Source organism: Nitrospira sp., assembly GCA_005116745.1.
Classification (GTDB): domain Bacteria; phylum Nitrospirota; class Nitrospiria; order Nitrospirales; family Nitrospiraceae; genus Nitrospira_D.
Window position 1 is genome coordinate 406,964 of sequence record SWDS01000001.1, and the last position, 18,744, is coordinate 425,707.

Consider the following 18,744-nt stretch of genomic DNA (forward strand, 5'->3'; position numbering starts at 1 on the left):
GGTTCCCTAACCGATCCTACCTATGGTATCTGTACGTATACAGGTCGTATCTGAATGGATACCACGGCATGATTGGTTCCCTGGATTATCCTGTGCATCGCTTCAGGAAACGTTGCTCCAGTCGTGCGTGTAATCACTGCGTTCTGAATGCACAGACGTGCAGGGACAGTTGCCCACTGCAGGCATTCTCATTGCTTAGTTTGGTTGGTTGGCTGGCTGGGAACACATTGAGATCAGCCTAGTGCCCTCACTCTTGTTCCATCGCGGACGATGCCGACGAATCACTTCGATGTCTTTCTGAGCTATCACTGGCGTGACCATGTGCGGGTCGAGGCGCTGGCGCGTCGGTTGCGCGAGCAGCAGCTCACCGTCTTTCTCGACCGGTGGTATCTCACCCCGGGGCAATCCTGGCCGAAGGCATTAGAGGCGACCCTTGCGAACTGTCGCGCGGTGGTCGTCTGCATCGGGCCAGGCGAGATGGGGCCCTGGCAGCAGCGGGAGCAGTATCTCGCGATCCAACGCCAGGTAGCGGCTGAGCGTCAGCGGCAGACCTTTCCCGTCATTCCCGTACTCTTTCCAGGCTCGGAGCCGCCGCTGGGTTTCTTGAGTCAACTCACCTGGATCGATTTCCGGCCTCGCCTCGACGATCCACTTCTGCTGCACACCCTGGTCAGCGCCATTCATGGCCAGCCGCCAGGACCAGATGCCCTGGAAACGGTCCGGCAGACGTTGGCGACGATCTGTCCCTATCGCGGCTTGCTCTATTTCCGCGAAGAAGATGCGCCGTTTTTCTTTGGGCGTGAAGCGGCGATCGCGCAACTCACCAGTGCGGTGCAGCAGCACCATCTTGTCGCAGTGGTAGGCGCGTCGGGCAGTGGGAAGTCGTCGGTCGTGCGAGCGGGTCTCGTGCCGGAGCTGCGGAAGAGTCGGGACCACGTCTGGGAGGTCGCGACGCTCGTGCCGACCGATCGACCCGTTCACGCGCTGGCGGCGGTGCTGATGCCATTTCTGGAACCGGACATGAGCGAAGTCACCCGATTGCGAGAAATGAACCAGTTAGCTGAGGACTTGCTTGGCCGGAAGACGGCTCTTCGCGATGTCGTCGACCGCGTGCTCGCCAAGCAGCCAGGCACCGATCGTCTGCTCCTGATTGCCGATCAGTGGGAGGAATTGTTTACGCTGTGCAAGGATGACAAGGCTCGGCGCTGCTTCATCGACAACATTCTTGAGGCGACGGAGACTTCAAGACTCAGCACGGTGCTCACCCTGCGGGGAGACTTTTTCGGTCGGGCCATTACGGATTACCGGTCACTATCGGATCGCGTGCAAGGGGCCCAGGTGAATCTGAGTCAAATGACGCGAGAGGAATTGCGCTTGGCCATCGAGGAGCCGTCGAAAAACGTCAAGCTCACGTTTCAAGCAGGCCTCGTTGATCTCATGCTGGGACAGGCGGGTGACGAACCGGGCAAGTTGCCGCTGCTGGAATTCGTGCTACGGCGGCTGTGGGAGGACCGGCAGGGCGGCGAACTCCATCACGAGGCCTACAAGGCGATGGGGCAGTTGGAGGGCGCAATTGCGCACAAGGCTGAATCGATCTACGGACGACTGAGTGCGCACGATCAACGAGGTGTGCAACAGATTTTCTTGCGTCTCGTGCGCCCGGGCGAGGGCGAAGGGGATACTAGACGGCGGGCAACGTTTGCGGAAATAGGAGAGGGACTTCGAATCCTCGTGAAGATGCTCGCTGACGAGCGGTTGTTGGTGACCTCCCAGCTCGCCAGCAGTGTGGAGGAAACTATTGAGGTATCGCATGAGGCTTTGATCCGTCATTGGGGACAGCTCAAGAAATGGTTGAATGATGATCGTGAATACCTTGCGTGGCAGCAGCGGGTGAACGCGAAAATAAAGGAATGGGAGCGGTATCAACGCAACTCAGATCTTCTCCTCCGTGGGCTTCCATTGACCGAAGCACTGGGGTGGCTAAAGAAGAGACCTGGCTATATCTCACCTCCCGAACGTCAATTTGTCATGGTCAGCAAGAATCGGAAGGTCAAGCAGCTCATAGTCACTGCCATCTTTTCTGGTCTCGTGCTGGTGCTGATTAGTCATACGATCGGGCTCGAGGTGAAAACCTTAAACATTCATCAAATCATGCTCAAGGCACAATCATTTTTTGTCAGTATCCATATGGAGCCTGAAATGGTGCAGATTCAAGGTGGCGCCTTTCAGCAAGGCGATGTTGAGGGACGTGGTGACTCAGATGAGAGACCTGTTCGCATGGTGACCGTGAAATCATTTGCTTTGGGCAAATATGAAGTAACATTCGAGGAATATGACCGGTTTGCCATCGCTGGGGGTAGGTCTTTGTCCGATGATTCAAATTGGGGGCGTGGCAGCCAGCCGATGATATACGTGTCTTGGCAGGATGCGAAGGACTACGCTCAGTGGCTGTCAGAGAAGACCCAAAAACACTATCGGCTGCCCACTGAGTCTGAGTGGGAATATGCGATGCGAAAAGGAGTACGGCTGGAAGCCTTGGCGGGCACTTTCGGGGAATCTCAACTTGAGGCGTTCGCAGTCTTTAAAAATAATTCAAGTGAGCGAACATCCGTCGTTGGGACAAAGCAGCCTAATGGTTTGGGGCTTTATGATATGAGCGGCAATGTATGGGAATGGGTGGAGGATTGCTGGCACAAGAACTATATGGGCGCACCAAAGGATGGCTCGGCCTGGCAGGAAGTGAAAATAGGAGGCTGCGGCCAACACGTGATCCGGGGCGGTAGCTGGTACAAGGAATCGGAGGATCTTCGTCCATCGAAGCGGGGCGAGAAGATGTTTAGTTATCGAGGCAACGGCGTTGGTTTTCGTCTTGCCCAGGACCTTCCCTAACCCTTTACGCTTTGTTCTTTTACCCTTTGCGTCTTCACGTTTCTGGTGCGTTCATCCTGGGTCGAAGAGAGTGTCATCAGCCAATTGTTGAGCATCGAGGTGTCGCATGTCTTCTGCTACTGTGCCCCAAGCGGTGCAATTGTGCCACGAACTGCTACTCTGGCTCATTCCGCAGCTTGATACGTTTCCTCATGCGCGGCGCTTCACATTAGGTGAGCGGATCGAAGACGGGTTGCTTGAGGTGCTGGAATTGCTAGTCGAGTCGACCGGAAAGAGCGTAGGGCGTTACCTAGGGTGTGAACATTTCCTGTAAGACTGCAAGAACGGCTGCGAGGGTATTTGGCGCGATTCGCCCAACTCGTTTGACGAGGCGCTCGCTATCAACAGTCCGTATCTGGTCTATTGCGACAAACCCACTCCGATCACGGAATCGGCAACGAACACGCCAAAGATAGGCCTTACCCCCGGTGGTCATGGGCGCCACGATGACCGTCCGCAAATGCTGGTTGAGCTCATCAGGAGAGATAACAAGGCAGGGCCGTGTTTTTCTGATCTCACTCCCTCGAGTGGGATCGAGCTCAATCAGATACACATCACCGCGGGTAGGGGTTGTTGGAGCTATCACCATTTCCACTCTTTCTTATCGAACTGAGTGGGTACCGGGGGATCAAGAAGTTGATCGTCATCATGCTCCCGCATGCGCCGGGCTGCGTCTGCCCAGCCGGCTCGTGGCTGTGATGGCTTTGATATCAGAATTCTGCCTGGTTCAGCCTGAAGCTCTACTTCATCTTCAAGCTGGGCTTCTTGGAGTAAGGTTTTTGGAAGACGGATGCCCCTGGAATTGCCGATTCTGATGATATGGGCTTTCATGGTAGGTCTCCAGATGGACCTACATTGTAATCACATGTTCTGCCATACGCAAATGAAGAGTATCTGTCGATGACAGGGAGGGACGAGCACTTAGCCGAATAGGTCTATCTGCGCCGGCTGCGGCTGAAACGCTCGTCGTGATACTGGCTTGCCTGGATTCGAATAAGCCACTATAATGGCTATTCATACAGCTATATGAGGTAGCTATGCCGCAGGTCGATGAGTTTGTCTCCGTCAGTGAGGCCAAAAATAAATTGTTGGCTTTGATCCGACGGATGAAGCACAAGCAAGAAGTCGTTGCTATTACACGTGACGGGGTCCCTTCGGCTGTACTTTTGAGTATGGATCAGTTTGAGGGGCTCATGGAGACAATTGAGATTCTGAGTGATCAAAAATCGATGCGTGCGCTCCGTCGATCTTTGAAGCAGGCTGAGAAAGGGCGGTGGGTCAGCCATGACGCGGTGTTTGGCCGCGAGAATTCGTGAAAGGCTACCGAGCTCGGTATACGCCGGAGGCGGCTGAGCGAGTCCTTAAGTTTCATCCTCAAGTTAAGCGAGAGATCAAGGAAGACATCAGGGAGCTATTGATCTCTCCGCTCGCAGGTCATTCTCTCCAATTTGAGCTCGCTGGACTTCGATCCTATCGTGTCAGGACCTATCGAATTATCTACCGCATTCATGATGATGAGTCGTGCCTTGATATTGTCTTTGTCGGTCCACGGCGAAACGTGTACGAAGAACTCAGAACCTTGCTGCTCGCAAGGGAGGAGAACTGAGTAGCCCGTTCGCCATGGGCTTGAAACAGCAAGGTTATCCAAAAAGGTCCATCTGAGCTGGCTGGGGGTCAATGGTCAAGACTGGTGCGGCTGGGGTAGAAGCTGCGTTCGTTGGCTCAACCGGTGTGGAGTGGCGGTCGAGAAATTCTTTCAGCTTCTTGAAATCCTCTTTCAGTGTGACGAGCAGGTTGCCTTGATGGAGCGCAGCTGCTGGGTGTAGGAGGGGGAACAGCACGAAATCTTTCATGTAGAAGGCTTGTGCTTTCACCTTCGTGATGCCGACTTTTCGTTCTAAGAGGGTCTGCGTGGCCCAGTTTCCCAGGGTACAGACCAGTTTGGGGCGAATCAATTGGATTTGCTGTAGCAGGAACGGCTTGCACGTTTCCACTTCGTCTTGCTCTGGATCTCGGTTGTTCGGCGGCCGGCATTTGATGACGTTGGCAATGTAGATGTGATCGCGTGAGAGCCCTGCCGAGGCCAGGAGGTCATTCAGGATTCTACCGGCTGCCCCCACGAACGGCTCACCCTTCTGATCTTCATTGAGACCTGGCGCTTCTCCGACAAACATGATACTGGCATGAGGGTTCCCCACGCCGAAGACGACTTGGCTGCGCCCGAGCTTGGCGAGTTTGCACCGCTCGCAGTTGACGAGGGATTGAGCGAGGTCTTGAAGAGGAGTGAGCGTCATGAGTTATAAGGGCGACGAAATGAGTATCGGTATCTTAAAAACGGACAGCCGGGATGTCAATCGAGATATTGAGGTTAGGAGGCCAGCGACATGACGATGAAACGCACCTGGATGGGAAGCCTTTTAGTTGCGATGATTCCAACATTGGTATCTGCGGCATCAGTGGAACTGGTAGCCTACAGTGATAAGCCGTTGTGTGAACAAGTGGCGAAGTTGTTCGGAGAAGGGCTGAATGCCGCGTCTGACCTATCAAGGACTGTGGAGTGGACCGCGGTGGAGTTGAAGGGAGAGGGACCAAAGACTAGGCGCTGTTCGAGTTTCGACAAGGCGAACATGGATCTGAACAACGATGGGCGCGACGATTTAGTAGTGAAGACTACATTTTGTATGAAGGGCGCACCGAGTGAGAGCTTCTATGTCTTTCCCGCCAATAGTCCGGTCCTCAACCAACTGGCTTGGCAAGATATGAGCCCCCTGTTGGCAACGCACGACAAGTTTGAGCGCACCGGCGGAACCTATCCGCTGACGTCTCTTCCCATGGACACAGCATCGTCATCTCCTGCGTTGAGCACGGTCTTTACGATTGAACCGTTTCGGCTTGATGGTGTGGCCTATCTCAGTCTGACCGATGCTCGACGGGAGTGGATGGTCATCGCGAAGTATCGAGGAGGTGAACGGTTTGAGGATCTGTGCTATCTGCACGCAGGATCTAATTAAGATGGTAGCCTTTTGCTGCCAGACAGGTATCCCGCATGGCGTTGATCGTCGAGAGGCCATGCAGTGCGCGAGCATGGTCAGCCGGACTCTGAGGCCCGGCACTGAAGGGAAAGGGTGAACTCTGACTGTAGAAGTGCTGCTCGTTGGCTAACCGTGCTTTGTACTCACACTCCATATAGTCCCGCTCCACATCATATCGGCTGAGGCCAGCGGGGTGGATTCCTCGCTCGTAGGGACTTTGCGCGCAACTCCACATGAGTAGCGGAAGCGCAAGCACGAATATTTTGGCCCATGACGTCACGTGATATTCGTACCATCCAGCCCTGACAGGGTCAAGCGGGGTGGGCGGCGACGAGCTCTGCACAGCGATGGGCGCTGACAAGCGCACTCTCCAGATTCGTAGGCCATCCGGTGTCGGTCCATGCCCCGGCGATGAGCAAGTTCTGGATAGGACTCTGTTGAAGCGGCCGCAATTGCGCGGCACCCGGTGCCAGCAACAGGGCCGCGTGGTTCTCGTGAAAGACTGACTGAGCGGTTATATCCTCTCTGGCCGTTCCGGAGAACAACTCGCACATCTCGGTCTGTGCTGCCTCGACCACCTGATTGTTGTTCAACTCGGTGAGCCTGTTCCCGACCGCAGAGAGCCGATATTCAGTTTCGCCTGATTCGAGTGCTGTGCTGGTGAGCTGGTGGAATGGCCGGCCTGGGAGGAGGAGCAGACGGGGCCTTGGCTTCGTTCTGGCGCAGGTCAATTGAATCACGACCTCGCTCAGACTTTGAAGCTCGGTGAGTTGTGCGAAGTAGGCGTAGCGGGTTAGCAGTCGTTCCGGTAAGAGCTGCAGGAGATTCTGGTAGGACAGCGCGATGATGTACCGGTTGGCTCGGAGTCTGGTGTCGTCGTGAAGCCGGACCTCGCTCACACCCGTCTGTCCAAACTGAAGGGTAGGCCAATGGGTCAGAGAGACAATCTGCGCATTGCCTCGCCGGAGCGCCTGTTTCATGGGTGCGATGAAGCGGTGGTCGATGGAGCCGGCCAGGTGTGTGAGCCTCGCATCCGATGCATCGCGCAGAAACACAGTGGAAAGCAGATGGACGAAGGTTGAAGCGGCGAGATGTGTCAGCGCGTTGTCGGTCAACCACTGAGCGAGCGGATCCCAAATCCGTTCTCTGGCTTCGGGACTTTGCCCGGTCGCCGTCAGCCATTCATCGGCTGTCCGATTCTCTAAATCCGCTGGGAGCGTGTGGGCCTGTTCCCAAATTTGCTCCATATGGGAGAAGAGTCTCCACCGATCCTGCCAGGAAAGGCCGTGGAAGCTGAAGAGGCTCATCATCCACTGAAAGGCTCCGGGAAGACGGGCCGACTGATAGGGGGCGATTCGCCCATCGGGGAGCCGAAATTCGAGTGGAACGGTCTGGTCGGATTCCGGAGGCCTTCCTCGGTCGAGCAGGCGAAGGACTCGCTTCGTCTCCTGGTGGCATCCCAGAACAATCGGGGCTGGTTGAAATGCATCGGTCCGAAATCCATCGAGCCAGCCAGGATAATCGAGCAGGGTGATGTGGTAGCCCTGTTGATGAAGATGGTACGCAGTGGCCAGGCCCGCCAGTCCAGAACCGAGCACAAGGACGGTGTGTGAGGACGGCGCAGTCACGAGAATCGGGATCGGAGCCAAACCCGTAGGGCAATAACCACTCGTTGGGTGGTGGTGAGACTCATACGTGGTCCGAAGACCTGATAGTTCGATCGTTCGATCCGGTCCAGGATCCGACTGTAGATGCCACGCATGATTTCCGCCACGGTCAACGCACGGCGTTCATGAGGTGGCAGCTCTTTGAGGGCCGCATCGGCTCGCTTGTAGTAGTGGTGCGCTCGTGATGCCTCGTACTCCATCAATGCTCGGAATTCAGCTGAATAGCTCCGATTCAGCAGGGCTTTCTCGGGGTAGTTCCATTTCTGCAAGTCATCCAACGGCAGATAGATCCGGCGTTCGGCGGCATCCGTTCCGACATCGCGCAGGATATTCGTCAATTGGAAGGCCATGCCGAGCGCCACTGCATAATCCTGTGCCCGTGCCGATGTGACACCGAAGATATGCAAACAGATGAGCCCCACCACGGAGGCGACGCGATAGCAATAGAGCGACAGCTCATCGAACGTAATATATCGATTATTGAACAGATCCATCTCGACGCCTTTGATCAATTCCTCGAAGTACGCTTTTGGAATGCCCAAGGTCTTCACATGGTGGGCGAGGCTCACCATGATGGGAGTAGTCGGGATGCCGGAATACACCGCGTCAAGCTCCTCGCGCCAGCGCGTGAGTTCGTCTTTTGGGTTGCTCCCGGCAGCCGGTTCATCGACGGCACTGTCGACGGCCTTGCAGAAGGCATAGACCGTGTACATGGCATCGCGTTTGGCTTTGGGAAGGAAGAGGAACGAATAGTAAAAATTGCTGCCGCTTTTCTTCGTGTAGGCCGTGCAATAGGCTTGAGCTTCAGAGGCATTCATGATGCGCAGCTCCTGGTCAGCGTGGAGGCCTCAAGTTTAATCGCCTTGTCTGGGTCAAGGGGATGGTCAGGGGTCGGATGCAGAATGGATGCGAGCAGTTCCACGCCGTCGACGAGTCGAGGGCCAGGGCGGCTGAAGTAGGAGGCCGCATCGACGACGTAAAGATTCGGCCACTGTTCGCACGCCTGCCGCCATGCGTCACCGGATTGTCCGAGGCACCGGAGCTCGTTGATCGTGCGCTCGACGGAGTACCCGCAAGGCATGATGAGGACTACGTCTGGTCGAGCGGCTACCACGGCATGCCACGTCGTTTCATGCGATGGAGCATCCTGAGATCCGAGGACATCGCGGCCACCGGCCAGCGCAACCATTTCCGGAACCCAGTGACCTGCGACATAGAGAGGATCCAGCCATTCCAGACACACCACGCGCGGGCGCGTGGACGTCCTACTGGTTGTGGCGCGTACGTGGTCCACTCGACGACGGAGTTCCTGGGTGAGTGCCCGTCCCTTCGCGAGTACGTCTGCCGCTTGGGCGATGCGCTCGATATCATGGATCATGTCGTCCAACGTGGTTGGACTAAGCGTGAGCACGTTGGGTCGATGTTGAAGTGACTCGATCACGCGTGTGAGCTGGTCCGGCGTAACCGAGCACACGTGACACAGGTCTTGCGTGAGAATAAGGTCCGGACTAGCACGGCAAAACGCGTCTTCATTGAGTCGATAGAGTCGTTGCCCAGACGCAACCAATTCTTTGACCTGCCGGTCGATTTCTCCACCGGAGCCTCCGTCCTTTCCAACCAGAGGTTCGATCATGACGGGGACCTGTCGAACCGAGGCAGGAAAGTCGCATTCGTGGCTGATGCCGACCAGCTGATCGGCCAGATCGAGAGCAGCAACTATTTCTGTTGCCCCGGGGATGAGTGAGCAGATTCTCATTGTGTTATGTCGGCCATAAGCGGGCACGCACATCATTGAGGCGCGTTTCGCTCAAACTAGCGCTGATGGCATCAGCCTCGTGTAGGTCCTGGATGGTGTGTGTGTTAGCCACCGCTAAGACCTTCATCCTCGCCGCTTTCGCGGCACGAATGCCGGGGAGGGAGTCTTCGATGACCAGGCATGAATCAGGCGAAATCGCAGCCGTGGACTGGTGACGGTTCAGTCCGGCCAGGGCCTGCAGAAACGGTTCTGGATTGGGTTTGCCGCACGTCACATCCTCTGCGCTGGTAATGTGACCAAATGCTTTTCGGATCCCGATTTGTTCCAGTACCAACTCGATCTCAGGGCGCAAGGCACCAGAGGCGATGGCAATGGGGTAGGTGGCTGCGGCAGCTTCGACAAATTCTCTGACACCCGGGAAAATCACGAGATGATCTTTGATCGAGGTCAAATAGGCGGCGGCCTTTTTCGTCATCAACTCTTTGAGAAGCGAAGGAGAAGTCGGTCGGCGATTGATTCGCAGTGCCTCCAGAATACATCCGCGATCGTCGAAGCCGAGATAGTCGGCGTAATAGTCTTGTTTGGTCAAACTGATCTCGATGTCTGCCAATATTCGGCGCAGACTTTCAAAGTGCAGGGGTTCGGTGTCGGCAATGACACCATCGAAGTCAAAGATTACGGCGTGCATGAATTCCTGAGGTTCGTGATGTTTCACCTGCTATGATGGAGGCGTGAACGGGCGGCATTATAGCACAGAGGGTGGCGATGTGATCGCCGCCCTCTGTGCTGGGGGAGTGGAGTGCAACCAGGCGATCAGGGTTTCAATTTAAGCTGCTCTTCAACCAACCAACCCTTTGTGCCGAAGTCACTGCGGACGGAATAGACCCACCCGTTGGCTTGCAGGTCGCCGTCGAGAATCGTGAGCGCAGTTCCTGGTGGAATAGCTGGTCCCGGTTTTGTCCCTTCGGCATCTTGAGCCAGAACCACTTTCCCCCCAGGATTTGTTGGATCCGCAAGTACGCTGACCCGCTGACCTTCGCTGAACAGTGGAGTCGGTGACGCGGTGATAGGGGTAATGGGTGTTGCTGCTGGTGACGGCGGGGCCTGTATCGGAGCTGAGGCCGTCGGCATCGGCTGAGGGACTGGAGGTGTGGGAACGGGTGTTGTCGTCGGCGCTGCAGCCTGTGGTACTTCAACTGGTGCTGCAGGGGGTAGAATCGGAACAGCGGCTTGAGGCTGAGTGGCCTGGGCAGGCGGCGACGGTCTTCGGGCGACAGGCGGTTGAGGTTGTGGGGCCGGCGATTCGCCGAGAAGCGGCCCGACGTAATCTATGATCATTTCCTGCTCCATCGCGACATAGGCGCCGCCTCCGATCACTATCAACAGAAGCACCCACAGAAGCGGGCGCCCACTCGACTTTTTGGGTGGCTTTGAGGGCGAAGGAGATTGAATCGTGGTGGTCTGTTCCAGCTCTTCTTCCGTGAATTCCAGGTCCGGTTCCGGCTGACGAGCGAAAAACAGGCTCCACGTCAGAGGACTGCCAGCCAACGACGGGCCCCCAGCGATAGCAAACATCGAGCACCTCCCTCTAGCAGACAGTATCGTACAAACTAGAAAAATACTTATCACCAAGCCGATAGGCTGTCAATTTTGTCCGAATATTTAGCAGCGCCCATTCTGGAAAGAATGCAGACACAACACGATTGTACAGGGAAACAGAACAAGACGTGAGTGCAAGGGGCTCAGCCGATGCCGTGTCTTTGGCCACACAGTGGAACTTTTGGCAGGTGATTCAACTACGATGTCCCGCTCGTTTTTGGCCGAGTAGCGTTGGCGCAAGACCGTGAGGACGTTCGGTGACAGTCTGGGTGGTTGAAGTGGGCTGATCATAACGAGACTGAGATCATGATAGCCTTTCCCCTCGATACGAAACATGCATGAGAAGGGAATCGTCCTGGCCTCTTGCATGTCTGTCGAGGCGGCAGGCACAATGCAGCGATCAACGATCATGAAGTCCTACCGCGAAGAACTTTGGTTTGAGACAAAGACCAGGCGGGCCTACATCAATATCACGCCCCACGTCGAGGCAGTGGTACAGAAGAGCGGGGTACGGGAAGGTCTTGTTCTGGTGAATGCGATGCACATTACGGCCAGTGTATACATTAATGATGATGAGTCTGGCCTTCTACAAGATTATGACGATTTCTTGGAACGGCTTGTTCCTCAGAAGGCGGTGTATCGGCAACAACGACACAGGCGAAGACAACGGTGATGCCCATCTGAAGCGACAGGTGATGGGGCGAGAAGTCGTGGTCGCGCTCACCGAGGGCAAACTCGACTTCGGTCCGTGGGAACAAATTTTTTATGGCGAGTTCGACGGACGTCGTCGTAAGCGGGTTCTTGTGAAGATTATCGGTGAATAGAATAGGAATGTGCGGAGAACCTGTGTGTGACGAGTCGTGCGTGATCGTTCTGGGACTTGCATGGGTAGGAAAATTTTGGCAACATGCCTTTTGAGTTGTCGAGCCATGGCCGCTGGCTCGTCCAGCAGGGAGCTTCGATGTTAGGCTGGTCTCGCCCCGATCCACTCACACGGGATCTCATTCATCTCATCAACGCCCGTCGCCACGATCATGGCGATACCGATGATGCGATCGATACCTTGCAGGCGTTTCTGGAGCAGGGACGCGAGCATGATCTCCTGACCGTGCTGGCGGCGCTCGACGAGGAAATGGCCGAATGGCTTTTTGATCTGGTCGCGGAGGCCAGCTGCACGTTGCTGTTGGACGGACCGGACGACGAAAAGCCGGCCTACGGCACGATGGCTGCTTTAGAGCTTCCCTTGCAGGCGAATTTAACCGCCCCGCTCAAACTGAAGATTGATCCGATCGCCACGGCTGATCTTTTGCATAAGTCTCTTCAGCTTCCTGCTGGAACGGTTGTTCGCGTCGAGTCGCGCCTTTTGACCGATGCTACCTTGGAGATGCTGAATCTTCAAATGTTTCATGACCACCTGGTGACGGTTACGGATTCCAGACGTGTCCAATCCGTGGCGGCGCGGTTGCTTCCTCCGGTCGAAAATACTGCTTTTCTTCTATTTGAGCTGATCGGCGCCCCCGACCCAGGTTTGCCCGATGCGTGGGAAGACGGACAGCGCCGTGAGATTCTCGAAGGGCTGGTGAAGCAATGTCCGGAGCTGGCCTGTGCGCCCGATACCATCGAGGCGCCGGTCTATGCCGCCTATGCAATGTTCGACGCGCAGAATGCGGTACGGCTCCATCACCTCGCCGATGAGACGGCGGCAGTATGGCGAGAGCTGGATCCGCTTGTCAGATCTCGCACCATCGTGCATCTCCATACACAATGTGGGAATGGGGTCTACATGCCAGTGTGGACTGATCTGTTCGATCCAGAGCTTCCAGAAGAGCATGGTCCGGTCTGGACCTCTCCGGACGTCTGGGTGTTTACTGCCGATCTGCCGATCGAATGGCCAGGGGAGATGTTGACGAATCGGCTATTGGCCGAAGGCTGTACCAGGTTCGAGAATCACATCGTCGAAACTCCTGACAACTAGTTTCACGCCCTCCGGCATTTTGTTTTTCCTGTGTTCTTCATACCAGTCGGTTCTGTCGATCGTGCGATCCTGCAAAAAACTCCTGTTTCGATGATTTTTTAGCCGCGTTATTTTATCCTCACCGTGATGAAGCCCACCAGCACCCAAGAACGATTTGGGAATGCGATCACGAACTCCATTTCGGTGGCGGGGTTGGTCTTGGTCTGGGCTATTATCTGGGCAAATGTCCCATCGAAGGAAGAACTTTTCTCGGCGCCATCGGCTTTACCGATCGCTGACGCGCCGCGTGTTCTTGATCTCGATCTGACGATTCCAGGTGTGACCAGGCAACCAACTGACAGTCTAGCAGGAGTGAGAGAAGCGGAGTCGGAGGCCACTCTCGGTGGCGTATCCGCTCTGCGCGACAGCCGCGCCAGGCAAATCGCGGAAATGAAGTGTGAGGCTGAGGTTCAGCAATACTGTCCCGATTCGCTTGCAGGAGAAAACAGACGACGTTGTGTGGTGCAGCGCATGAAGCGATTGGACCCTTCCTGTCAGCAGATCGCGCGGCAGCGGCTGGTGGGTTGGACGGACACTGAAGGGCATAGACTTGCCTGCGTCGATGATGTGAAGCGGGTCTGCCTAACCGTGCAGCCAGGTGATGGCCGTATCCTGCGCTGTTTGCAGGCGCATGAGCAGGAGCTTTCAGAGGGCTGCTACCAAAGCTTGCCTAAAGGGCGTCTCCATTTACGAAACTGAAGATTCGCATGCCAGGCATCGTCTCCTCACGGCTGCGTTTGAGTCGTGTTCGACTGCCAACCTGAGACAATTAAGCAATAGTGATGGGGAGGAGTTGTTCAAGCTGAAGGCTCGTGAAGAGTCGAGAGAGGGGGTAGTACGTATTTACGCAGCCAACCCTTCGAGACAGGAGCGGAGTTCCATGGCGAACTCTCCGGCGCGGCGATAGCGGTGGACCGGGTCTTTCTGCAACGCTCGATCCAGGGCTTTCTTTACGATGGGAGAAAGATCTTGCCTGATGGCTTTCACACTGGGATGCGGCGTGTGAGCGATGGCAAACAGCAATGCTGAGATGTTGTCCGCAATAAAGGGAGGACGACCGGTCAGGAGCTCGAACATGACGACGCCGAGTGAGAAAATATCTGAGCGCCCATCCACCTTTTTTCCTGAGATCTGCTCGGGGGACATATACGTGGGAGTTCCCAGCACAATATTCGTCTGAGTTTTCGACGATGTCGCCATCTTGGCGATGCCGAAGTCCATGATCTTGACGACCTCATCGGTGGTCAGCATGATGTTCGCCGGTTTAATGTCGCGATGCACAACGCCCTGCTGATGGGCATAGTCCATCGCGTCGGCGACGGTCGCCAGTATCGGAATCATTTTTGTGAGCGGTAGGAGATTGGGTTTCCGCGACCACTGCTTGAGCGTGGTGCCCTGCAGCATCTCCATGGCGATGTAACCGAGGTCGTCTTCTTCCCCGGCGTCGAAGATCGTGACAATATTGGGGTGAGACAATCGCCCGGTGGATTCGGCTTCCTGAAAAAACCGAGTTTTCACTTCCTGCAGTTTATCGTGGTCGTCGATCTCGTCGAGCCGCATGGTCTTGATCGCCACGAATCGCTGGATCGTCGGATCTTTTCCCAGATACACCACCCCCATTGAGCCGCGCCCTAACTCCTTGAACACCTTATACCGACCGAGAGTACTGGGTGGACCGTTCTGTGTGGTGTGGATGGGCGTTGCGGCCCCGGACTCGCTCTGTTCTTGCTCCGAGTCGATATTGTCAGTGTTTTCGGCAGACGCTCCCGGTTCTTGGTGTCGAGTCGATTGCACAGGTTGTACAAAGAAACGGCGAAGATCCTTGAGATGCAGAAGCCAGGCAGCAGTGATCCAGATCCCACTCAGCGTCAATGCTGCGGTATACGCTAGGGCATAGCGTGTGGGGCCTACAGAGGCGCGAAGCACAAGCTCGGTAACCCGGATGGTCTTATCTGTCACGATCACCATGAACAGGGTGGTGACCGGAGGGACCAGTTGTCGCAGAAACGAGAAACCTCGTCCGTTATCCGGCATCTGGGAAAATGCACGGAGCGAAAGCATGCAGAGTGCGACCAGCCCTATTCCTTCGGCAATGAAGCGAATGGTTTGAGAACTCGTCAAGCCGAACAGCGAGAGGGGAAGCGACTCCGCCGCCGGCAGTTTGCTCAGTACGGGACCGGCCAAAAGTATGGCCAGTGTGACAAGCACATATTGAAGGGTCCAGCTCGACGCGTTGACCATGGGTGACGAGATCAAAAGGTAGTCAGAGTCTAGCGAATACTGAAGGAGAGTCAATGGATTGGGGGAAATATGCGGGGGATATCGCGCTAGAGTCGTCCAGCGGCTTCCTTCATCTTGGGAAGCAGTGAGGCTGGAATGTGTAGTGTGCCCTTCCCGATGCCGACTTCGATGTCGGGTTTTGTGAGGCCATGAAAGTCGCTTCCGCCAGTGACTAAGAGGCCGAGTTGTTGGGCTAGGCTAAGGTATTCTCGAGTCTGTCGCGCGGCATGTGTGCTATAGTAGACCTCTACACCGTCGAGCCCGTCGGCTTTGAGCTGTCTAACCAGATCAACCAGCGGTTGCCCCGCAACTTTGACCCATGTCGGGTGAGCCAGAACGGCAAGCCCTCGAGCTGCCTTGATCCAGCAAATGGCTTCGGCAGGGCTCGGGAGTTCCCGAGGAACGTAGGCCGGTTTACCCTCAGCAAGAAAGCGATCAAAGGCTTCTTTGGCAGACGCAACGACGTGTTTGTCCATTAAGGCACGGGCAATGTGCGGTCTACCAACCGAATCGCTGCCGGCGAGTGCGCGGACTTCATCGTACGTAATGTCGATTCCGAGGGTCTGCAGACGTTCGATGATCTGTGGATTTCGGCGGTGACGCCCGTCCCGCAGAGTCTTCAGGCGAGCAAGCAGGTCAGGATCCTGCTGATCAAGAAAGTACCCCAGGACGTGCAACTCAGAGTTGCCGGTAAACGAGCTGATTTCCACCCCAGGTATGATCTCGATTCCACACTGTTGTCCGGCTGTCATGGCCTCAGGGACACCCGTCATGATGTCGTGATCGGTGATCGCCAAGGCCGTCACCCCTGCTTGGTGCGCCATGTTGACCACCTCAGTGGGCGTACAACTTCCGTCAGAGTGGGTGGTATGCAGATGAAGGTCCAGGCGGCTCATGTCGATGGCTCTGGAGTAAAGGATTTCTGCGCAACAAGTTGGGCGGTGTAGACGGATTCCGACTCGCTCGTTCCTTCGTGGAGCCCTTCGTCATAATGGAGAATGCGGAGGCCGGATGTGAGGCGTAGGAGTTCACTATGTGTAAGGCAAAACTCTCGACGTTTTGGATGCTGGCGCTGGACGTGGTTTTCGAGTGTGAAAGTTTCATACAGCAACATCCCGCCGGGCTTGAGCGCGTCAATGAGAGAGGGGAAGAGGGGGCGGTGTAGGTAAAAGAAGACGACAATGGCATCGTACGCTTCGTGTCCGAGATGCGGCTCTTGCAGCGGTTGTTGCTCCAGATCGAGCACTCGCGAACTGATACCGGTGAGGTGTCGTATTCGTGCGCTAGACGAAAGGCGTGCGAGGGCCTGTTCATCGCGATCGACCGCGTCGACCTGGTAGCCCAGCGAGGCGAGGAATAGTGCGTGACGCCCGCTGCCGGAGGCCACATCGAGGACTCTGCCTTTGGGAAGCCGTTGAAGTTGCTGGACGAGAAACCGGGTTGGTGGTGGATCTGCTCGCAGGATGTGCTGTGTGAACCGTGTACGTTCAATGCTGATCCCGACAGAACGGGTCACGTTGGAGATCGGAGGATGCAGCTTCCTCAGCCACAACTTGATATGATCGATCGGGAATTCATCAAACAGGGCTGCCATTAGTCGTTCCGCCAGAGTTTCCAGCAGCTGTGACTCCTGAGCGGTCCCGATGTCGACGACTCGCTGCGCCACTTTCGCGTAGTCGATCGTGTGAACAAGATCGTCGGATAATCCTGCTGCTTCCAGTCGACAGTCCAATTCCAAATCGAGCGCGAGGGGTTGTGGGCGCGCGCGTTCCTCAGGCGTTACGCCGCAGCGGCTGCGGAACTCCAATCGTTCGATGACGACATGTCCACTCATGTTGTGCATTGTCGAAGATCGGAATTCAGGCTGTCAAGCGAAGAGGAGCACGTTGAGGGCAAGAGGCGCGCAGCCGATGATGGTTAGACGAAGTACCGACTGGTGTCGAATTTGTGCTCCGTGTTGTCGACCAATCGAATGATGCTATGGCGGTACTCGCCGGTGTCGTCCTTCTCGGTCAAATCCAACTCGGGTCCGTTGTCGATGGGAGTGCCTTGCGCATCGGTGATGACCTTGACGATCGGCCGTTCGCTCTCGGTGATATCGGCGGCAGGTTTGAGTACGACGGCGAATGCGTCGGAATCGAGGACGACCAGGCTTCCGATCGGAATGATTCCCACGCAGTTGACGAACAGTTTGAGCAAGGTCGCGTCAAAACTTTTCCCAGATTTCCCAAGCATCATATTGAGTACTTTTGAGGGAGACATCGGTTCTCGGCGGTAGACACGGGACGATGTCATGGCATCGTAACAATCGGCGATCGTCAGAATGCGCCCCGTCAGGGAGAGTTTCCACGGTGTCTTTAATTTGGGATAGCCGGAATAGTCCAAGTTCATGTGGTGTTCGAAGGATGCTGCGGCCATGCGGGTTGGAAGATTGGTGATGCCGCGTAACTGCGTGAGGCTCAAGACTCCTTCCGTGGGGTGGTTGCGCATCATCATCCACTCGTCTTCCGTAAACTCACCTGGTTTATTCAAGACTTCCAGGGGAATGGTTGATTTTCCCATGTCGTGAAACAACGCAGCTAAGCCGAGATCAGCGAGCTCGATTTTCGGATAGCCGGCTCTGTTTGCAAGCGCAATGGAAAGGAGCGAGACGTTGACAGAGTGGTTATGGGTATATTGATCGTGGCAGCGAAGCGTGGTAAGGCCCAGCATGATTGACTCGTCCTGCATCATCAGGTCGACGATATTTTGAATGGCACGTTTTGCCTGCTTAAAGCTCAAAGCTTTGCCATCGCGAGACGACTGCGTCAGACTGCCGACCGCATCGGCGGCTTTGCCATACGCAGTTTTTGAGCGTACTTTGTGTTGAGCTTTCGAATTTCTGTTTTCTGGAAGATCTTCTCGTAGGTTGAGTACTCGAGGGTCTTTCAGTTCGATGCCGGCCACGGCCAGGGTGAGCAATTCCTGTCGGAAGTCCTCGATTGATTTTGTGGCCGGGTCTAGAGTGACGAAGAGGTGGGCGAACTCTCGAAGGTCTTTGGAGGAGGCCGAAGAGGAAAATGTTAGGCCGCCGATCTTCCACTTTTTCAAGGCATCAAGAACGCTTGAGACGACCAGCATTTGTTGGGCCGTCACTTTCAGATGGTTCTCGCCGAGGAAGAGGAAATCGTCCTGTACCCATAAGGTGACCGCTTGGTCGTGGGCGAGGGTTTCAATGAGGGTCAACATCGTTTCAACGGGTTTGTCGAGAGCGGCGTTGGCGCGGCCATGAATTTTTGACGTTTTGATCAGTGTATTTAATTGTGTGATGAGCTGGAATCCCAGTATCACCAACTGTTGGTCGAGGATGTCTCCGGCTTCTGACCCTTGGCCGATCTTCCGCGACAACGACTTTTCATGTGTCAGGAGTGGCTGGCTATGATCTTGGCTGGCCGGGGTTTGCAGAGACTGTGACTGGCCTTCTTTCAC

The 18,744-nt window shown here is 55.6% G+C and carries 20 protein-coding genes and 1 pseudogene; 8 read left to right on the forward strand and 13 right to left on the reverse strand.

The features are described from left to right. Positions 1 to 270 precede the first annotated feature (270 nt). Together E8D52_01930 and E8D52_01935 are read left to right on the forward strand one after the other, a co-directional pair. The gene (locus E8D52_01930) at positions 271 to 2,889 is read left to right on the forward strand and encodes a TIR domain-containing protein (GenBank protein TKB70875.1); all 2,619 of its coding nucleotides are present in this window, start codon (positions 271 to 273) and stop codon (positions 2,887 to 2,889) included. Positions 2,890 to 2,995: 106 nt separating this feature from the next. Further along, positions 2,996 to 3,202, forward strand: a complete 207-nt coding sequence (locus tag E8D52_01935; protein TKB70876.1) for a hypothetical protein — start codon at positions 2,996 to 2,998, stop codon at positions 3,200 to 3,202. On the opposite strand, the gene E8D52_01940 is transcribed toward E8D52_01935, so the two are convergent. Together E8D52_01940 and E8D52_01945 are read right to left on the reverse strand one after the other, a co-directional pair. Then, entirely contained in the window at positions 3,179 to 3,517 is a 339-nt protein-coding gene (locus E8D52_01940) for a type II toxin-antitoxin system PemK/MazF family toxin (protein ID TKB70877.1), read from the reverse strand. The genes E8D52_01935 and E8D52_01940 overlap by 24 nt on opposite strands. Next, entirely contained in the window at positions 3,511 to 3,759 is a 249-nt protein-coding gene (locus E8D52_01945) for an AbrB/MazE/SpoVT family DNA-binding domain-containing protein (protein ID TKB70878.1), read from the reverse strand. Before E8D52_01945 ends, E8D52_01940 begins: the two co-directional genes overlap by 7 nt. Positions 3,760 to 3,965: 206 nt before the next feature. On the opposite strand from E8D52_01945, the gene E8D52_01950 reads away from it, so the two are divergent. Together E8D52_01950 and E8D52_01955 are read left to right on the forward strand one after the other, a co-directional pair. Then, positions 3,966 to 4,244, forward strand: a complete 279-nt coding sequence (locus E8D52_01950; protein ID TKB70879.1) for a type II toxin-antitoxin system Phd/YefM family antitoxin — start codon at positions 3,966 to 3,968, stop codon at positions 4,242 to 4,244. After that, positions 4,241 to 4,534 (forward strand): type II toxin-antitoxin system mRNA interferase toxin, RelE/StbE family, encoded by a 294-nt coding sequence (locus tag E8D52_01955; GenBank protein ID TKB70880.1) that lies wholly within the window; start codon positions 4,241 to 4,243, stop codon positions 4,532 to 4,534. The genes E8D52_01950 and E8D52_01955 overlap by 4 nt, the downstream gene beginning before the upstream one ends. 34 nt (positions 4,535 to 4,568) lie before the next feature. Here E8D52_01955 and E8D52_01960 read toward each other — a convergent pair whose 3' ends face one another. Next, entirely contained in the window at positions 4,569 to 5,222 is a 654-nt protein-coding gene (locus tag E8D52_01960) for a uracil-DNA glycosylase (protein ID TKB70881.1), read from the reverse strand. Positions 5,223 to 5,312: 90 nt separating this feature from the next. Between E8D52_01960 and E8D52_01965 the strand changes: the two genes are divergently transcribed. Next, positions 5,313 to 5,939 (forward strand): hypothetical protein, encoded by a 627-nt coding sequence (locus E8D52_01965; GenBank protein TKB70882.1) that lies wholly within the window; start codon positions 5,313 to 5,315, stop codon positions 5,937 to 5,939. Here E8D52_01965 and E8D52_01970 read toward each other — a convergent pair. From E8D52_01970 to E8D52_01995, 6 genes are all read right to left on the reverse strand, one after another. Then, on the reverse strand, positions 5,932 to 6,240 hold the full coding sequence (locus E8D52_01970; protein ID TKB70883.1) for a hypothetical protein: 309 nt from the start codon (positions 6,238 to 6,240) through the stop codon (positions 5,932 to 5,934). The genes E8D52_01965 and E8D52_01970 overlap by 8 nt on opposite strands. 31 nt (positions 6,241 to 6,271) lie before the next feature. Continuing rightward, positions 6,272 to 7,609, reverse strand: a complete 1,338-nt coding sequence (locus E8D52_01975) for a hypothetical protein (protein ID TKB70884.1) — start codon at positions 7,607 to 7,609, stop codon at positions 6,272 to 6,274. After that, the gene (gene hpnD, locus E8D52_01980) at positions 7,585 to 8,445 is read right to left on the reverse strand and encodes a presqualene diphosphate synthase HpnD (protein ID TKB70885.1); all 861 of its coding nucleotides are present in this window, start codon (positions 8,443 to 8,445) and stop codon (positions 7,585 to 7,587) included. Before hpnD ends, E8D52_01975 begins: the two co-directional genes overlap by 25 nt. Continuing rightward, positions 8,442 to 9,419 (reverse strand): cobalamin-binding protein, encoded by a 978-nt coding sequence (locus tag E8D52_01985; GenBank protein ID TKB70886.1) that lies wholly within the window; start codon positions 9,417 to 9,419, stop codon positions 8,442 to 8,444. Before E8D52_01985 ends, hpnD begins: the two co-directional genes overlap by 4 nt. After that, the gene (locus E8D52_01990) at positions 9,388 to 10,071 is read right to left on the reverse strand and encodes an HAD family phosphatase (GenBank protein TKB70887.1); all 684 of its coding nucleotides are present in this window, start codon (positions 10,069 to 10,071) and stop codon (positions 9,388 to 9,390) included. The genes E8D52_01985 and E8D52_01990 overlap by 32 nt, the downstream gene beginning before the upstream one ends. Before the next feature lie 125 nt (positions 10,072 to 10,196). Beyond that, complete coding sequence (locus E8D52_01995) at positions 10,197 to 10,958, reverse strand: hypothetical protein (GenBank protein ID TKB70888.1); 762 nt, start codon at positions 10,956 to 10,958, stop codon at positions 10,197 to 10,199. A gap of 433 nt (positions 10,959 to 11,391) precedes the next feature. Here E8D52_01995 and E8D52_02000 point away from each other — a divergent pair. The 3 genes and pseudogenes from E8D52_02000 to E8D52_02010 all read left to right on the forward strand — a co-directional run bounded on the left by E8D52_02000 (position 11,392) and on the right by E8D52_02010 (position 13,695). Next, a pseudogene (locus E8D52_02000) lies at positions 11,392 to 11,806 on the forward strand (YjbQ family protein). A 137-nt stretch (positions 11,807 to 11,943) separates the two neighbouring features. Then, entirely contained in the window at positions 11,944 to 12,957 is a 1,014-nt protein-coding gene (locus E8D52_02005) for a hypothetical protein (GenBank protein ID TKB70889.1), read from the forward strand. 123 nt (positions 12,958 to 13,080) lie between these two features. Next, complete coding sequence (locus tag E8D52_02010; GenBank protein ID TKB70890.1) at positions 13,081 to 13,695, forward strand: hypothetical protein; 615 nt, start codon at positions 13,081 to 13,083, stop codon at positions 13,693 to 13,695. A 144-nt stretch (positions 13,696 to 13,839) separates the two neighbouring features. Here the strand turns inward: E8D52_02010 and E8D52_02015 are convergent, their stop codons facing one another. The 4 genes from E8D52_02015 to E8D52_02030 form a co-directional block, all read right to left on the reverse strand. Next, the gene (locus E8D52_02015; GenBank protein ID TKB70891.1) at positions 13,840 to 15,237 is read right to left on the reverse strand and encodes a serine/threonine protein kinase; all 1,398 of its coding nucleotides are present in this window, start codon (positions 15,235 to 15,237) and stop codon (positions 13,840 to 13,842) included. 86 nt (positions 15,238 to 15,323) lie between these two features. After that, positions 15,324 to 16,172: a PHP domain-containing protein gene (locus tag E8D52_02020; protein TKB70892.1), complete on the reverse strand. Its 849-nt coding sequence runs from the start codon at positions 16,170 to 16,172 to the stop codon at positions 15,324 to 15,326. Further along, complete coding sequence (gene folB / locus E8D52_02025) at positions 16,169 to 17,119, reverse strand: dihydroneopterin aldolase (GenBank protein TKB70893.1); 951 nt, start codon at positions 17,117 to 17,119, stop codon at positions 16,169 to 16,171. Before folB ends, E8D52_02020 begins: the two co-directional genes overlap by 4 nt. 74 nt (positions 17,120 to 17,193) lie before the next feature. After that, entirely contained in the window at positions 17,194 to 18,744 is a 1,551-nt protein-coding gene (locus E8D52_02030; protein ID TKB70894.1) for an HD domain-containing protein, read from the reverse strand.

Coding starts and splice junctions, on each gene's coding strand:
- hpnD (TKB70885.1), bottom strand. CDS start 8,445: ATGAATGCCTCTGAAGCTCAAGCCTATTGCACGGCCTACACGAAGAAA.
- E8D52_02020 (TKB70892.1), bottom strand. CDS start 16,172: ATGAGCCGCCTGGACCTTCATCTGCATACCACCCACTCTGACGGAAGT.
- E8D52_01930 (TKB70875.1), top strand. CDS start 271: ATGCCGACGAATCACTTCGATGTCTTTCTGAGCTATCACTGGCGTGAC.
- folB (TKB70893.1), bottom strand. CDS start 17,119: ATGCACAACATGAGTGGACATGTCGTCATCGAACGATTGGAGTTCCGC.
- E8D52_01990 (TKB70887.1), bottom strand. CDS start 10,071: ATGCACGCCGTAATCTTTGACTTCGATGGTGTCATTGCCGACACCGAA.
- E8D52_01985 (TKB70886.1), bottom strand. CDS start 9,419: ATGATGTGCGTGCCCGCTTATGGCCGACATAACACAATGAGAATCTGC.
- E8D52_01945 (TKB70878.1), bottom strand. CDS start 3,759: ATGAAAGCCCATATCATCAGAATCGGCAATTCCAGGGGCATCCGTCTT.
- E8D52_01965 (TKB70882.1), top strand. CDS start 5,313: ATGACGATGAAACGCACCTGGATGGGAAGCCTTTTAGTTGCGATGATT.
- E8D52_01995 (TKB70888.1), bottom strand. CDS start 10,958: ATGTTTGCTATCGCTGGGGGCCCGTCGTTGGCTGGCAGTCCTCTGACG.
- E8D52_01950 (TKB70879.1), top strand. CDS start 3,966: ATGCCGCAGGTCGATGAGTTTGTCTCCGTCAGTGAGGCCAAAAATAAA.
- E8D52_02005 (TKB70889.1), top strand. CDS start 11,944: ATGTTAGGCTGGTCTCGCCCCGATCCACTCACACGGGATCTCATTCAT.
- E8D52_02015 (TKB70891.1), bottom strand. CDS start 15,237: ATGGTCAACGCGTCGAGCTGGACCCTTCAATATGTGCTTGTCACACTG.
- E8D52_01960 (TKB70881.1), bottom strand. CDS start 5,222: ATGACGCTCACTCCTCTTCAAGACCTCGCTCAATCCCTCGTCAACTGC.
- E8D52_01940 (TKB70877.1), bottom strand. CDS start 3,517: ATGGTGATAGCTCCAACAACCCCTACCCGCGGTGATGTGTATCTGATT.
- E8D52_01935 (TKB70876.1), top strand. CDS start 2,996: ATGTCTTCTGCTACTGTGCCCCAAGCGGTGCAATTGTGCCACGAACTG.